The sequence below is a fragment of the Mesorhizobium sp. M00.F.Ca.ET.216.01.1.1 genome, from assembly GCF_004010325.2.
Lineage (GTDB): Bacteria > Pseudomonadota > Alphaproteobacteria > Rhizobiales > Rhizobiaceae > Mesorhizobium.
This window is the reverse complement of sequence record NZ_SADR02000003.1, coordinates 247,501-261,720: the sequence shown is the minus strand read 5'-3', so window position 1 is coordinate 261,720 and position 14,220 is coordinate 247,501. Positions and strand designations below refer to the sequence as shown.

At 60.4% G+C, this 14,220-nt stretch carries 10 protein-coding genes, 1 tRNA gene and 2 rRNA genes (1 of these 13 only partly in view); 3 read left to right on the top strand and 10 right to left on the bottom strand.

Annotation, left to right across the window (positions count from 1 at the left end; all coding sequences use genetic code 11):
• Nucleotides 1-5 precede the first annotated feature (5 nt).
• From EN859_RS06295 to EN859_RS06275, 5 genes are all read right to left on the bottom strand, one after another.
• Nucleotides 6-1,673: an ABC transporter ATP-binding protein gene (locus EN859_RS06295; protein WP_127852640.1), complete on the bottom strand. Its 1,668-nt coding sequence runs from the start codon at nt 1,671-1,673 to the stop codon at nt 6-8.
• A gap of 9 nt (nt 1,674-1,682) precedes the next feature.
• Entirely contained in the window at nt 1,683-2,816 is a 1,134-nt protein-coding gene (locus EN859_RS06290) for an ABC transporter permease (protein ID WP_127852414.1), read from the bottom strand.
• Nucleotide 2,817: 1 nt separating this feature from the next.
• On the bottom strand, nt 2,818-3,825 hold the full coding sequence (locus EN859_RS06285; RefSeq protein ID WP_127852415.1) for an ABC transporter permease: 1,008 nt from the start codon (nt 3,823-3,825) through the stop codon (nt 2,818-2,820).
• 101 nt (nt 3,826-3,926) lie between these two features.
• On the bottom strand, nt 3,927-6,011 hold the full coding sequence (locus tag EN859_RS06280) for an ABC transporter substrate-binding protein (protein WP_127852641.1): 2,085 nt from the start codon (nt 6,009-6,011) through the stop codon (nt 3,927-3,929).
• Nucleotides 6,012-6,129: 118 nt separating this feature from the next.
• Nucleotides 6,130-7,596, bottom strand: coding sequence for an alpha-glucosidase/alpha-galactosidase (locus EN859_RS06275; protein ID WP_127852416.1), 1,467 nt, complete (start codon nt 7,594-7,596; stop codon nt 6,130-6,132).
• Between the two features lie 284 nt (nt 7,597-7,880).
• Here EN859_RS06275 and EN859_RS06270 point away from each other — a divergent pair, with 284 nt between their 5' ends.
• Nucleotides 7,881-8,678 carry an AraC family transcriptional regulator gene (locus EN859_RS06270; protein WP_127852642.1) on the top strand — a complete coding sequence of 266 codons (798 nt, stop codon included), beginning with the start codon at nt 7,881-7,883 and terminating at the stop codon, nt 8,676-8,678.
• 156 nt (nt 8,679-8,834) lie between these two features.
• On the opposite strand, the gene EN859_RS06265 is transcribed toward EN859_RS06270, so the two are convergent.
• Together EN859_RS06265 and EN859_RS06260 are read right to left on the bottom strand one after the other, a co-directional pair.
• Nucleotides 8,835-10,367, bottom strand: a complete 1,533-nt coding sequence (locus EN859_RS06265) for an FAD-dependent oxidoreductase (protein ID WP_127852417.1) — start codon at nt 10,365-10,367, stop codon at nt 8,835-8,837.
• Nucleotides 10,343-10,561 (bottom strand): hypothetical protein, encoded by a 219-nt coding sequence (locus EN859_RS06260; RefSeq protein WP_127852418.1) that lies wholly within the window; start codon nt 10,559-10,561, stop codon nt 10,343-10,345. Before EN859_RS06260 ends, EN859_RS06265 begins: the two co-directional genes overlap by 25 nt.
• A gap of 221 nt (nt 10,562-10,782) precedes the next feature.
• On the opposite strand from EN859_RS06260, the gene EN859_RS06255 reads away from it, so the two are divergent.
• Complete coding sequence (locus EN859_RS06255) at nt 10,783-11,760, top strand: AraC family transcriptional regulator (protein WP_127852419.1); 978 nt, start codon at nt 10,783-10,785, stop codon at nt 11,758-11,760.
• Between the two features lie 61 nt (nt 11,761-11,821).
• A complete protein-coding gene (locus EN859_RS06250; RefSeq protein ID WP_127852420.1) occupies nt 11,822-12,055 on the top strand; it encodes a DUF6429 family protein in 234 nt (77 codons plus the stop codon).
• A 115-nt stretch (nt 12,056-12,170) separates the two neighbouring features.
• Here the strand turns inward: EN859_RS06250 and EN859_RS06245 are convergent.
• The 3 genes from EN859_RS06245 to EN859_RS06235 all read right to left on the bottom strand — a co-directional run.
• Nucleotides 12,171-12,247: transfer RNA gene (locus EN859_RS06245), tRNA-Met, on the bottom strand.
• A gap of 128 nt (nt 12,248-12,375) precedes the next feature.
• Nucleotides 12,376-12,490: ribosomal RNA gene (rrf, locus tag EN859_RS06240) — 5S ribosomal RNA — on the bottom strand.
• Between the two features lie 76 nt (nt 12,491-12,566).
• A 23S ribosomal RNA gene (locus tag EN859_RS06235) occupies nt 12,567-14,220 on the bottom strand (it continues 1,144 nt past the right edge of the window).

Sequence of the window (14,220 nt, the reverse complement as noted above, 5' to 3'; positions counted from 1 at the left end):
TGCGATCAGGCTACCTCGAAAGCGGCTTTGACTAGCCGTTCGGTGTAAGCGGTTTTGGGATTGGACAGAACTTCATTGACGGGCCCCTCCTCCACGACCTTGCCGTGCTGCATGACGATGACGCGGTGGCACAGGGCTCGCACGACCTTGAGATCGTGCGAGATGAAGAGGTAGCTGAGGCCTCGTTCGCGCTGCAGCCTGCGCAGCAGTTCGATGATCTGCGCCTGGACCGAGAGGTCCAGCGCCGATGTTGGCTCGTCGAGCACGATGAATTCGGGTTCGAGCGCGATGGCGCGGGCGATCGCGATACGCTGCCGCTGGCCGCCGGAAAACTCGTGCGGGAAACGCGACAGGATGTTGCCCGGCATGCCGGCACTGATCAGCGCCTCGCGCACCCGCACGAGCCGATCGTTCTTCGTGGCGCCGATCCTGTTGACAACAAGCCCTTCTTCGATGATCTGGCCGATCGTCATGCGCGGGTTGAGCGATGAAAACGGATCCTGGAAAACGACCTGCATGCGCGAGCGCAAAGGCCGCATCTGCGCCCGCGTACAGCCATGGATCGGCTGGCCGTCGAAATAGATCTCGCCGCTGGCCGTATTGTTGAGCCTGAGCAGCGCCTCGCCGAAGGTCGTCTTGCCCGATCCGGATTCGCCGACGAGGCCCAGCGTCTCGTGGCGGCGAAGGGTCAGGTTGAGACTGTCGACGGCGACGAGCTCACGCAGGTCCGGCTTCAGGAACGTGCCGTGCCGCAGCATGAAGGAGACGCGAACGCCCTTGGCCTCAAGAATGACGTCGGCGCCTTGCGGCAACGGATTTGCCTGGCCCCGCGGCTCGGAGGCAAGCAGGTGGCGTGTATAGGGATGCTGCGGATTGGCGAAAAGCCTTTCCGTCACATTGTGCTCGCGCATCTCGCCGTGCTGCATGACGTAGACATAGTCGGAGAACTGCCGCACCACGGTCAGGTCGTGTGTGATCAGGATCACCGCCATCCGCAACTTCTTCTGCAGGTTGCGAATGAGATTGAGGATCTGCGCCTGAACGGTGACGTCGAGTGCCGTTGTCGGCTCGTCGGCGATCAGTACGTCCGGATCGTTGGCAAGCGCCATGGCGATCATCACGCGCTGGCGCTGGCCGCCGGAAAGCTGGTGCGGATATTGCTTCAGCCGCGCCGAGGGGTCCGGAATCTGCACCTGCTGTAGAAGCTCGAGCGCTCGCGCCTCCGCCTGCCTTCGGCTCATCCTGCGATGCACCCGTATCGCCTCGACGATTTGGCTGCCGATCGTGTAGATCGGATTGAGCGAGCTCATCGGCTCCTGGAAGATCATGGAAATGCGGTCGCCGCGCAGCTTGCGCCGGGCTCGCTCGGAGAATTTCAGGATGTTCTCCCCATCGTACTCGACGGTCGATTTCGGCGACACGACGGCGCGCTTCGACAACAGGCCCATGACGGTGCGCGCCGTCACCGACTTGCCCGATCCGGATTCGCCGACGATGGCGATCGTCTCGCCGCGATAGAGCTGGAAGGAGATATCCTTGACGGCTTGGACGATGCCGTCCTCGACCTTGAAATCGACCGCGATGCTGCGGGCGTCGATGACCGGGTTTTCCGAACGTCCATCATGGTCGAGCCGGACAGGCGGTGCAAAGGATTTGATAAGCGTTTCAACCATCATGTCACGTCAATAAGGGTCGACCGCATCGCGCAGCCCATCGCCAAGCGCGTTGAACGCGAAGACGGTGACAAGCACGAAACCGACGGGCGAGAGGATCCAGGGATAGGTGCCGATGACCGAGTAGGTCGCGGTGTCCTGCAGCATGAGGCCCCATGAGATCAGCGGCGGCTTCACCGCGAAACCGAGAAAACCCAGGAACGATTCGAGCAGCACGACGCTCGGGATCGCCAATGTGACGGCAACGATGACGTGGCTCATCACGTTGGGGAAGATGTGCTGCATGATGATGCGGCCATCGGTGGCGCCGACCGCCATCGCCGCGCGGACATAGTCGATCCGCGCAAGCGCTAGGGTCTTGCCGCGGACTTCGCGCGACATCTGCGCCCAGCCAAGCGCCGACATGACGATGATGACGAAGGCGAGGAAGACGTTCGTCGGCGCCGTCACTGGGACAAGCGACGTCAGCGCCAGATAGAGCGGCAACTGCGGAAAAGCGAGCACCAGTTCGACGAAACGCTGCACCCAGACATCGAACGCGCCGCCGAAATAGCCCGACACCATGCCGACGGTTGTACCGATCACGGTGACGATGAAGACCACGGTCAGTGCGATCATCAACGAGATGCGCGAACCATAGATGGCACGGGCCAGCACATCGCGGCCGAATTTGTCGGTGCCGAGGAAATGCACCGGCTGGCCGTCGGTCGAGCCGAAGAAGTGCCGGTTCGCAGGGATCAAGCCAAGGAGCTTGTAGTCGGCCCCTTTGACGAAGAAGCCGAGCAACCGCGGATGGTCATAGTCCGGCCCGACGACCGGCTGAAAGGTCACCGGATCGAGGCCTTCCGAATCCGCCAGGGCATAGACCCGTGGCTGGAAAACAAGATTGCCGTCCTTGTCATGGAAGCTCATCACTTGCGGAGGGGCGAAGCCGACGTCGGTCACCTTGGGGTCCATAGGTGCGAAAAAATCGGCAAACACCGCCACCAGGACCAGGAGCGCGACCAGGATGAGCCCGGCCATGCCAGTCCAGGATCGCTTCAGGCGACGCCAGACCAGTGCGATGTAGCTCTCATTGCCGCGCGGCCTTATCTTGACGGGTTCCTCGGGAACCGGCGGCAGCGAGGTGTCGAAAGCAAGCATCTCAAGCCCCTGCATATTGGCGCACGCGGGGGTCGAGCATCACCAGCAGCATGTCGGCGATGATGTTGCCGATGATCAGCGTCGCCGACAGCACCATCATGAAGGTCGCGGTGACATAGACATCGCCGACCGCCATCGAGCCGACGATCGCCGGGCCGACGGTCGGCAACGCAAAGATGATCGCCGTCTCGATCTCGCCGGTCAGCATGTAGGGCAGCACCACGCCCTGATACATGACGAGCGGATGCAGTGCGTTGGGCACCGCGTGGCGCATGACGACCGCGCCTCCGCTCAGCCCCTTGGCGCGGGCGGTTTCGACATATTGCGCGTTCAGCGTATCGAGCAGGTTGCCGCGCATGACACGCATGTTGTAGGCGAGCCCGCCGAAGGTGGCGATCGCCACGACCGGCCAGACATGCCCGACGAGGTCGACGAACTTCGCCCAGGACCACGGCGCGCCGCCATATTGCGGCGAGAAGAAGCTGCCGATCTCGGACACGTTGAACTGGAAGACCAGCAGGTACACGATGATCAGCGCCATCAGGAAGCGCGGCACCGTCATGCCGAGGAAGGATATTGCTGAAAGCGTGCTGTCGATCCAGCTGTATTGCCTCGTCGCGGCCCAGATGCCGAAGCCGATGCCTAGCACTGAAGCGAACAGGTGGCAGACAAGCGCCAGCAGCAGCGTACGCGGCAGCCGTTCGCCGACGACATCGGCGACCGGCTTGTTGTAATAGAGGCTGTAGCCGAAATCGCCGCGGGTGACGATGCCGGCGATCCAGTTCAGGTACTGGACCGGCAACGGCTTATCGAGGCCATGCTCGATGCGGTAGGCCCGCGCCTGCGCGTCGGCCTGGGCGAATGAGGCTCCACCTTGGTTGATGAGCTGCGAGCGGATGTAGTCGGCGTAATCGCCCGGCGGCGCCTGGATGATCGCAAAGGTGACCAGGCTCAGAATGACGAGAACCGGTATTGCGGATGCTATGCGCATAGACAGGAATCGCAGCATCGGACCGTTCGTCCTCCTTGCTTTCGGGTTTCAGGCCGCTGGCTTGTCTTGTCCCGGCCGCGCTCGCAGCGCGGCCGGGAGGTTTCAGCCAGGGAGGAAACTCAGTTCGTCGGACCCTTGTCCCCGGGCTTACCGGGAAGCTGCTCGGGAAACAGTTCGTATTTCTGCTGCTTGTCAGCAGCGACCCAGACCCGCTCGCGGACGATCGAGTCCTCGGCCCAGTTGAACATGAAGATCGGCGTTCCTTGCGGGATGTTGGAGAAGCGTTTGTTGATGATCAGCGCGCCGGGATATTCGGTCAGCCCGACATTGTAGACGTGTTCCGTCGAGATTTTCTGGAACTGTTTCATCAGGCTGGCGCGCTCGTCATTGTCCTGCGTCGAGACGAACTTGTTGACAATGTCGACAAGGTCCTTCTCGAACGGCATCAGATCGACCTGACCGTTTTCCGGAGCGCGGTGGTTCCAGCTCGTGCGCGGACCGACGGGGGCCAGTTGTTCGGTGTTTTGCACGACGGAGGTGAGCTCCTGATCGTTGCGCCTGACCATCCAGTCGAAACGGCCGGAGTAGTTGGACGCGTCGCGCTGGGTGCCGTTCAGCCCGTTCAGGACGACACGAAGGCCAAGCTTCTCCATCTGGCCGACGACGCCCTCTGCAAGGCTCTTGTCGGTGGTGTAGTCGTTGTTGACCAGCATCACAATCTCGACGTTCTTGCCGCCGGCGGTGCCGGCCGGGAAGTTCACGAAGCCGTCGCCATCCGTGTCCTTCAGGCCTGCCTTGGCAAGTTCCGCCTTGGCGCCTTCGAGATCGAAGGGATAGGAGACGGTCGAGTTGCGGTCATAGAAGCTCGTGCCCGAGGAGAAGCCGCCCGGATAGATGGCGGTGAACGGGCCCTTGACCAGCGAATCGCCGAGCGCCTTGCGGTCGAGCGCCATGGTGACGGCCTTGCGGAAATCCTCATTGCGGTTCAGCTCGCGGACCGCCTGCCCGCGTTCGTCGGGGTTGCCCCAGCCATTGGCTGAGAAATTCATGCGCAGATTATAGCCGATCAGGCGCGGGCCGAAGGCGAGACGGGCCGGTGCATCAGGCTGCGCCGCTCGCTTCAGCGAGGCGACGAAATTTTCGGGCTGCTCCAGGTTGGAGATGTCCGCCGACCCCGCCACAGCCTGAACGTCACGGTCAGCCCAGGTCGAAAGCTTGTAGTGCAGCTCATTCAGGTACGGCAGTTGGTTGCCCTTCTCATCCACCTTCCAATAGTACGGATTGCGCCGCAGTACGATGATGTCGTCCGGGCGGTATTCCACCGGCACCCAGGCGCCCATCACCGGCAGGTTCATGTATTCCGGCGGGAAGGCGTTCTTGAACTGCTCGTAGGTATTCTTCGAATATTTCGGATGCTGCGGCTTCAGGATATGCGACGGGCCGGGGCAGAAGGTGCCGTAGGCCATGGCATAGAGATACTGTTTCGGAAAGGCGTCCTTGAACGCCCACTCGACGGTGTAGTCATCGATCTTCTTCAGCGTCGTGCCGACGCCGAAGGTTTCCTGGGTCGCGCCGTTGAGAGGCGAAACGTTCGGGTCCATGACCTCGTCGTCCCAGTAGAACATGACGTCGTCGGCATTGAACGGAACGCCGTCCGACCATTTCGCGCCTTCGACCAGGTGCATCGTCAGGGTGTGGCCGTCCTTCGACCAGTCCCAGCCTCTGGCGAGGTTCGGCAGCGGCTCTGTGTCCTTGGCCTCGACCTGGAACAGCGGCGCCGTGCGTGTCAGGCATTCGGAAAGGCCGATGTCGATGCCGCCCCAGCCTTGCGTCTGGCCCGCGCCATAGTTCCAGCCTTCCGGCCGGCCGCCGATGACGTGGCGCATCGTGTCGCCATAGACGCCGATGCCATCCGGCATGTTGCCGGTCTTGAAGACCAGCGGCTCTTTCGGCAGGCGATCCTTGACCGGCGGCAGCTTGCCTGCCTTGACGTATTTCCCAGTGACCCAATCGGGTTCGTGGTATTCCGGAAGCGCCTTGAACTCCAGGATGGAGTCGCGCGCGACATATTTGATTTTTCCCTCGGCGGGAAATTGCGCGGGCACCGGCGGCACGGTCGGCTCGGATGCGTACGCACTGAGCGCCGACGCCGAAACGCTCAGCGTCAGCCCTGCGAGAATGCTAATATTTCGGAAATATGTCATCATCTCTCCTCCCTCATGTTCCGGAGCGTTTGTCGCTGCTCCGCTTTTCCTTGAACTGCGCGGCTCCATCGCGGTGAAATCCCCCTCCCGGAAATCGCCGCATCCGCGTCGGACGATTTCAGCCGGCCTGCCTGATCGCCGTCTTCTCGGCGCGCAATTCCTCGATCGAACGTACCTGGCGCCGCGCCGCGCCCGCCCAGTCGCGGGTCTTCACCTTGGAGTTCGAAAGACGTTCCTTGGCGGCCGGCACGGCATGGGCGTATTGCGGCAGCCAGCGGGCCTGGGCGACGACCATCTCGTCCACCATCTGCCAGACTTCCTCCGGCGTCGAAACGGCGCCGACCAGAGGATCGTGGAGCACGGCGAGCTTGAGCAGGTCGATGTCGCCGGCGATCGCGGCATGCACCGACATGCGCTGAACGTTGATCGACGAAATGCAGGTGGCGGCGCAGGCCTCCGGCAATGTGATGCCCGCGGCCATGTTGATGCCGAAGCGGTCGACGAAGCCGGGCGACTCGATGATCGCGTCCTGCGGCAGGTTGGTGATGACGCCATTGTTCTTGACGTTGAAATGGCCGCGATAAATGCGGTTCGTCTCCAGCGCTTCCAGAATATGGCTCGCATGCTCGTTGGAGCGCTTGCTCGGATCGATCGGTCTGGCGGCGGATTCGAGAAATTGCGGGAATTCCGTTTCGAACCAGTTGCGCGTTTCGGTCGAGTAGCGAAGGTAGCCGCCGGTTTCGCCGTGGATCCAGTCGGACATGTCGATCCAGCGGGTGATTTCGTCCGGCCGCTTGCGATACCAGGGCAGGTATTCGGAAAGGTGGCCGTTGCTTTCGGTCGAATAGACGCCGAAGCGCTTCAACACGTCGATGCGCAGCTTCTCCTGCTGCGAATAGACCGGATGTGCTTCGAAAGCGGCAATCAGCTCGTCCTTGCCGATCTTGCGGCCGTTGAGACGCAGGTCGATGAACCAGGTCTGATGGTTGATGCCGGAGCAGATATAGTCGAGTTCGGTGCGCGACTTGGCGCCGAGCACTTCGGCGATCTGTTCGGCACCGTGCTGGACACCGTGGCAGAGGCCGACGGTATCGACCTTGCCATATTCGATCGCCGCCCACGTGTTCATGGCCATCGGGTTGGCGTAGTTGAGGAATTTCGCGCCGGGCTCGGCGACCTCCAGGATGTCCTTGCAGAAATCGAGGATCACCGGAATGTTGCGCTGGCCGTAGAGAATGCCGCCGGCGCAGATCGTGTCGCCAACGCACTGGTCGACGCCGTATTTCAGGGGAATACGGATATCGTCGGCGTAGGCTTCGAGGCCGCCGACACGAACGCAGCTGATGACGTAGCGGGCACCCTCGAGCGCACGGCGGCGATCGGTCGTCGCCGTAACCTTGGTCGGCAGCTTGTTGAATTCGACAATCTTGTCGAGGATCGCCTTGATCATCTGCAGGTTGTGCTCGCTAAGATCGGTCAGCGCGAACTCGATGTCCCGGAATTCGGGAACGCACAGAATGTCGGTAAAGAGCTTCTTGGTGAACCCGACGCTGCCTGCACCGATGATAGCGATTTTGAAACTCATCAGCCTCACCTCGACCTGATCGAATGTTAGGCAAAGGGCAGCGAATGGAGGTCTGATCCCCTCGCCTTGGCATTGCCAGGAAAGGCTGGAATCCGGCGTCTCCTCCTGTCCGCTCCTTGACCGTAGTTTGTTTTGCTTCTTGAAGGGTATTATGCGCCTAATGGAGACAGCGAACAGAGAAGGATTATGCTTTCAGGGGTAATTTTGTGCTGCGCAACTTGATCGAAACCGGGCCGTCGAGCAGAACCGTCTCGCTGCCGCGCGGCCGCCAGCGCCTGCACACCATGCCGACAAGTGCCGGCTATGAAGTGCGCGAAAACGAGGTTTACGACTGGGATGGGCGCAAGCGCGGCCAGACCCCGTTCACCGTGCTCCAGCACACGATCAGCGGCACTGGCCGATTGCGCTACGAGAGCCGCAACTACCGTCTGCAGAAGGGCGATACGTTGCTGGTTCTGGTGCCGCACAACCACCGTTACTGGCTGGCCAAGGGGGAACGCTGGGAATATTTCTGGATATCGATGAATGGCGAGGAGGCGCTGCGCATCCACAAGTCGATCCTTGCCGCCGTTGGTCCGGTGCTGCGGCTGCAGCCGTCGACGATCGATCATCTCGCCGATTGCAGCGTGCGCCTCATCACCGGAGCGGCATCGCCCGGGGCTGCGTCGGCGGTAGCTTACGAAGCGGCGATGGCGCTCTACGACGATGTCTTCGGCTCGCATGCCTTCGCCGACGAGAAGAGCGCCATGCAACCGGTGGTCGACCACATCAAGGCCAATCTCGACAGGCCGCTCTGCGTTGCGGACCTCGCCGAGATCAGCGGGCTGAGCCGCGCGCATTTCTCGCGCTGCTTCGCCGAGAGCGAAGGCATTCCGCCCGCCGAATTCGTGCTGCAACAGCGACTGCAGCGTGCGGCGAAACTGCTGACAAAAGTCGACTTCCTGCCCGTGAAGGAGGTCGCCATCATGTGCGGCTTCGAAGATGCTAACTACTTTTCGAAGGTTTTCCGCAGGTCGTACGGCATCAACCCGACGCAGTTCCGCACCACCGGCATGTACGCCAGCATGGGAAACCACCGGTAGATGGCCTGAGGAATCAGGCCTCGAGAAATTGTGTCGTGGCGAAAGTGCTCCAGCAGGTAACCGGTTTGAGCGAACAGCAAAACCGCGACGGTTGAGCCTTGTGAAGCTTGTTTGAGCCGTCGTGGCAGTGTTTGACTTTGTTCCGGAGTGGCTGCGCTAGGTCATTTGGCTCTCCATTTCCACCTCGGCCTCTAGGCTCTCGATGTCGCGGAAGATCGAAGCGACCGCCAGCGTGCGCCCTTCGCGCTTGAAGCGTAGCAGGCAATCCTTGGCAATGATGTCTCCATCGACCGCGATCTCGTCCCATTGCCCGGCATGGCCGACATAGTTGATGGGAACATCGTAATGCTGGCTCCAAAAGAACGGCACAGCGGCGAATTTCTCGCGATAGCCGAGCATGTTGAGAGCCGCTGTTTGCCCCTGCCTCTCTGCGACAACCCAGTGCTCGACCCGAATGTTCTCGCCACTGTGAGGATCGGGCCACCGCGCAATGTCACCGGCCGCGAAGATCCCTGGTGCGCTCGTCTCCAGAAACGCGTTCACGACGACTCCGTCGTCAACGGCCAGCCCTGCCGTTTCGGCAAGCCCGGTCCGCGGTCGCACGCCGATGCCGGCGACGACGAAATCCGCGGTCAACGTGTCGCCACTGCTGAGTGTCACCTTCCTGCCGTCGATGCTGCTCGCGGTATCCTCAAGATGGAATATGACGCCATTCTCCTCGTGCAGGGCGCGGATGAAGTCACCCATTTGCGAACCCAGGACCCGCTCCATGGGTCGTCTTTCCGGCGCTACGACATGAACTTCGATATTGCGCGAGCGCAGGGCCGCGGCAACTTCCAGGCCAATGAAACTGGCACCAAGCACGACGGCGCGGCGCGCAGTCGCGGCTCGCTCGATGATCGCCTTGCAATCTGCGAACGAGCGCAGCGTTTGAACATGTGGCTGGTCGGCGCCGGGGATGGTGAGACGAACCGGTTCGGCTCCGGTCGCAAGCAGCAGCCTGTCGTAAGGAGTCCTGGCCCCGTCCGCGAGTACGACCTCGCCAGAACGTGCATCGATGCTGGCGACGTTCGCATTGAGACGTAGGTCGATATCGTTCTTGGAGTAAAAGCTTTCTCCGCGCAGCGGAACCCAATCCTCCGGTGCTTTGCCAGCGAGGTAGTCCTTGGAAAGATTGGGTCGATCAACCGGCGGTGCTTCATCGTTGCTGAGCATCACGATGCTGCCTTGATAGTGTTCGCGCCGCAGTTTTTCGGCCGCTGCGAAACCGGCCCCGCCGCCGCCGACAATGACGATTTTCTCGGGGACTTGGCCGGGGCTTCCATTGCGCTGCTTCGGTGCCGTCCGTTTACGCTTCTCGCCCACGAATATTTGATCATCGCGTTGTTCCACCGACCAGCAAGCGAGTGGATTGAAGGCGGGCGCGCGTAAGGCTTCGCCCGTACGCAAATCAAAGCACGCATGATGCCAAGGACACCGGACGGTGTCTTCCACCACAAGACCGTCGACGAGCGGCCCGCCATAATGCGTGCACGTCGCTCCGATAGCAAAGACCTCGGCCCCGCGGCGCATGAGCAGTACCTGCTCGTTGCCACAATGGCCGACTAATTTGCCGCCATCTGGAAGATCAGCGAACGCGATGCCCTGGACCAGATCCGGCCCGTCTAATTTGGAATGACCTTCAGCCATTTTTTCCTCCCTTGGCGATCCGGTGTCAAAATCGCCTGCACGGCCGGGAACCGGGAAATCTTCAGGTCCACCAGCCTCGGAATACCTTCTGCCCGGCTAGCGCGCCTTCTGGTACTCGACACCGCTTGTGCCCAAACGTCCGGCCACATCATTTGTTGCCAGTTGGGCAGTATGCGCACTTCAATTTCCGCCATTTGGCTACCCTGCGATCAGGAACTACGCGTCAGGTTCGATCGAAACCTCCTCACCACCGGTATTTCGAAACCTTCTCACGTCCAATTGTGGCTTATGGCGATCATTGAAGGAGCCGACCTTTGAAATGCGAAAGCCCGCGCCACTATCGTGACAGGTCATTGAGGAAATACGATCTGTGCTGTAAAGCTTGCGTTATCTTCGCAATCGTCCGGGATGACCCATGGATCCGCTCTCAGATGTGCTGTCGCTGCTGAAGCCGCGCAATTATATGTCCGCTGGTTTTGACGCGGGTGGAGAATGGTCGATCCAGTTCCCCGACCAGCAGGAAGGCATCAAATGCGGCTCCGTGGTCTCCGGCCGGTGCTGGCTGTCCGTGGAGGGCGTTGCCGACGCAGTGCGCCTGGAAACGGGGGACTGCTTCCTGCTGCCGAGCGGGCGGCCTTTCCGTCTTGCAAGCGATATGAACTTGACGCCTGTCGAGGCCCGCACGATTTTTCCGGCCGCGCGCAATGGCGGCATCGTCTCGCATAATGGCGGCGGCGATTTCTTTCTTGTCAGCTGCCGCTTCGCGCTTGGCGGCAATCACGCCGGCATCCTGCTGCGGATGCTGCCGCCGATCGTGCATATCCGCAACGAACCGGACCAGGCGGCGCTGCGCTGGTCCGTGGAGCGGATGATGCAGGAGCTGCGCGAGCCGCAGCCGGGCGGCTTTCTGGTCATACAACACCTCGCCCACATGATGCTGGTTCAGGCCCTGCGGCTGCATCTGGCGGAAGGTTTGAGAGGCGGTGTCGGATGGCTCTTCGCCCTGGCAGACAAACAGATGGGGGCGGCGATTAACGCCATGCACAACGATCCGGCGCATGGCTGGACGTTGCAGGCGCTGGCAGAGCGCGCCGGCATGTCGCGATCGACCTTTGCGCTGAAATTCAAGGAGACGGTTGGGGCCACACCCATGGACTACCTGACCCGCTGGCGAATGCTGCTGGCCGGCGACAGGCTGGCGAATTCCGGCGATCCCATTTCCGTCATTGCCGTGTCGCTCGGCTACGAATCCGAAAGCGCCTTCAGCACGGCCTTCAAGAGGGTCATGGGCTGTTCGCCGCGACAATATAGCCGCGGCCGCGATCCTACTCCCCTTTCACATAGCGAAGGAATAGCTGCCAACGCCAATCGGCTCGAACCTGTCGCAGGTTGACATACAGTAACCGTCAGGCGTGGACCGCGTCAGTCGACGTTTCGCGTGTTAGACTTCTTGCATGGATTTGGACACCGACAAGATCGACAATGCCGTTCTGGGCCTGCTTTGGCTAACGCTGCATGAAGAGAGGCGCGCCTGGAAGGGGTTGGATTGGGATGCTCTGGATCGCTTGCACCAGAAAGGACTGATCGCGAATCCAGCGAACAAGGCGAAGTCGGTGGTTCTGACAGATGAAGGCCTGCGGCGTGCGGAGGAGCTGTTCCGAACCCTGTTCACGCGGCCAGCGCCATGAGCGCTGGGCGAGCGTTCCAATTCCACGGCAAGAGTCGCGCAGACGTACGCGGCTGCCGGCAAGCGCATCTCCGGAATCAAAAAGCCCGCCAAGTCAATGACTTGGCGGGCCGATTTGGTTGCGGGGACAGGATTTGAACCTGTGACCTTCAGGTTATGAGCCTGACGAGCTACCGGGCTGCTCCACCCCGCGTCAACCATGGAAATAAGCCGAAGCTTACCGAATTCAAGCTGTCGCCAAATGAAAGGGCCGCTTGCGCGGCCCGAAATCCCGTTGGCGGGCCTGTTCGTAAGAGAAGACTTTCAACGTGCGCTTGGCAGACCTGGCAGCGACCTACTCTCCCGCGTCTTGAGACGAAGTACCATCAGCGCTGGAGCGTTTCACGGCCGAGTTCGGAATGGGATCGGGTGCAGCCGCTCCGCCATAACCACCAGGTCGGCAAAGCGCACGTTGTTCGAGAAGCTGTTTTCTGTGCCATCCATCGTGTTCACGATGGGCATAAGGAATGAGAACGATCAAGCCGATCGAACTATTAGTACCGGTAAGCTTCAAGCGTTGCCGCTCTTCCACACCCGGCCTATCAACGTGGTCGTCTTCCACGGTTCTCAGGGAATACTCGTTTTAAGGTGGGTTTCCCGCTTAGATGCCTTCAGCGGTTATCCCGTCCGGATATAGCTACCCTGCTATGCGGCTGGCGCCACAACAGGTCCACCAGAGATCCGTCCATCCCGGTCCTCTCGTACTAGGGACAGATCCTTTCAATATTCCTACACCCACGGCAGATAGGGACCGAACTGTCTCACGACGTTCTGAACCCAACTCACGTACCGCTTTAAATGGCGAACAGCCATACCCTTGGGACCTGCTCCAGCCCCAGGATGCGATGAGTCGACATCGAGGTGCCAAACAACCCCGTCGATATGGACTCTTGGGGGTCATCAGCCTGTTATCCCCGGCGTACCTTTTATTCGTTGAGCGATGGCCCTTCCACGCGGGACCACCGGATCACTATGACCGACTTTCGTCTCTGCTCGACTTGTCAGTCTCGCAGTCAGGCAGGCTTATGCCATTGCACTCAGCGAACGATTTCCGACCGTTCTGAGCCCACCATCGCGCGCCTCCGTTACTCTTTAGGAGGCGACCGCCCCAGTCAAACTACCCACCATACATTGTCCCGGACCCGGATAACGGGCCGCGGTTAGACATCCATAGTGATAAGGGTGGTATTTCAAGGGTGGCTCCACCTGAGCTGGCGCCCAGGTTTCAAAGCCTACCACCTATCCTACACATGCCACTACGAATGCCAATGTAAAGCTATAGTAAAGGTGCACGGGGTCTTTCCGTCTAACCGCAGGAACCCCGCATCTTCACGGGGAATTCAATTTCACTGAGTCTATGCTGGAGACAGCGGGGAAGTCGTTACGCCATTCGTGCAGGTCGGAACTTACCCGACAAGGAATTTCGCTACCTTAGGACCGTTATAGTTACGGCCGCCGTTTACTGGGGCTTCGATTCAGAGCTTGCACCCCTCCTCTTAACCTTCCAGCACCGGGCAGGCGTCAGACCCTATACGTCGTCTTGCGACTTCGCAGAGCCCTGTGTTTTTGATAAACAGTCGCTACCCCCTGGTCTGTGCCACCCTCCCATGCTTGCGCATGAAAGGGTCACGCTTCTTCCGAAGTTACGCGTGCAATTTGCCGAGTTCCTTCAGCATAGTTCTCTCAAGCGCCTTGGTATACTCTACCAGTCCACCAGTGTCGGTTTCGGGTACGGTCTATAAGGAGGAGCTATTTCCTGGAACCACGCAGCAGCCCTTTCAATCCGATAAGATTGGACTACCTCAATGATCCGTCACTACCTCCAGGCCCACGAATATTAACGTGGTTCCCATCGTCTACGCATTTCTGCCTCGACTTAGGGGCCGGCTAACCCTGCTCAGATTAACTTTAAGCAGGAACCCTTGGACTTTCGGCGGGGGAGTCTCTCACTCCCCTTACGTTACTCATGTCAGCATTCGCACTTCTGATACCTCCACCACCCCTCACGGGTATGGCTTCATCAGCTTACAGAACGCTCCGCTACCGCTCGTATTGCTACGAACCCTAAGCTTCGGTGTATGGCTTTAGCCCCGTTACATTTTCGGCGCAAAGACCCTTATTTAGACC

Excerpts from the sequence above, each read along its gene's own strand:
- EN859_RS06295 (WP_127852640.1), bottom strand. The coding sequence starts at position 1,673 with ATGGTTGAAACGCTTATCAAATCCTTTGCACCGCCTGTCCGGCTCGAC.
- EN859_RS06290 (WP_127852414.1), bottom strand. The coding sequence starts at position 2,816 with ATGCTTGCTTTCGACACCTCGCTGCCGCCGGTTCCCGAGGAACCCGTC.
- EN859_RS06285 (WP_127852415.1), bottom strand. The coding sequence starts at position 3,825 with ATGCTGCGATTCCTGTCTATGCGCATAGCATCCGCAATACCGGTTCTC.
- EN859_RS06280 (WP_127852641.1), bottom strand. The coding sequence starts at position 6,011 with ATGACATATTTCCGAAATATTAGCATTCTCGCAGGGCTGACGCTGAGC.
- EN859_RS06275 (WP_127852416.1), bottom strand. The coding sequence starts at position 7,596 with ATGAGTTTCAAAATCGCTATCATCGGTGCAGGCAGCGTCGGGTTCACC.
- EN859_RS06270 (WP_127852642.1), top strand. The coding sequence starts at position 7,881 with ATGCCGACAAGTGCCGGCTATGAAGTGCGCGAAAACGAGGTTTACGAC.
- EN859_RS06265 (WP_127852417.1), bottom strand. The coding sequence starts at position 10,367 with ATGGCTGAAGGTCATTCCAAATTAGACGGGCCGGATCTGGTCCAGGGC.
- EN859_RS06260 (WP_127852418.1), bottom strand. The coding sequence starts at position 10,561 with ATGGCGGAAATTGAAGTGCGCATACTGCCCAACTGGCAACAAATGATG.
- EN859_RS06255 (WP_127852419.1), top strand. The coding sequence starts at position 10,783 with ATGGATCCGCTCTCAGATGTGCTGTCGCTGCTGAAGCCGCGCAATTAT.
- EN859_RS06250 (WP_127852420.1), top strand. The coding sequence starts at position 11,822 with ATGGATTTGGACACCGACAAGATCGACAATGCCGTTCTGGGCCTGCTT.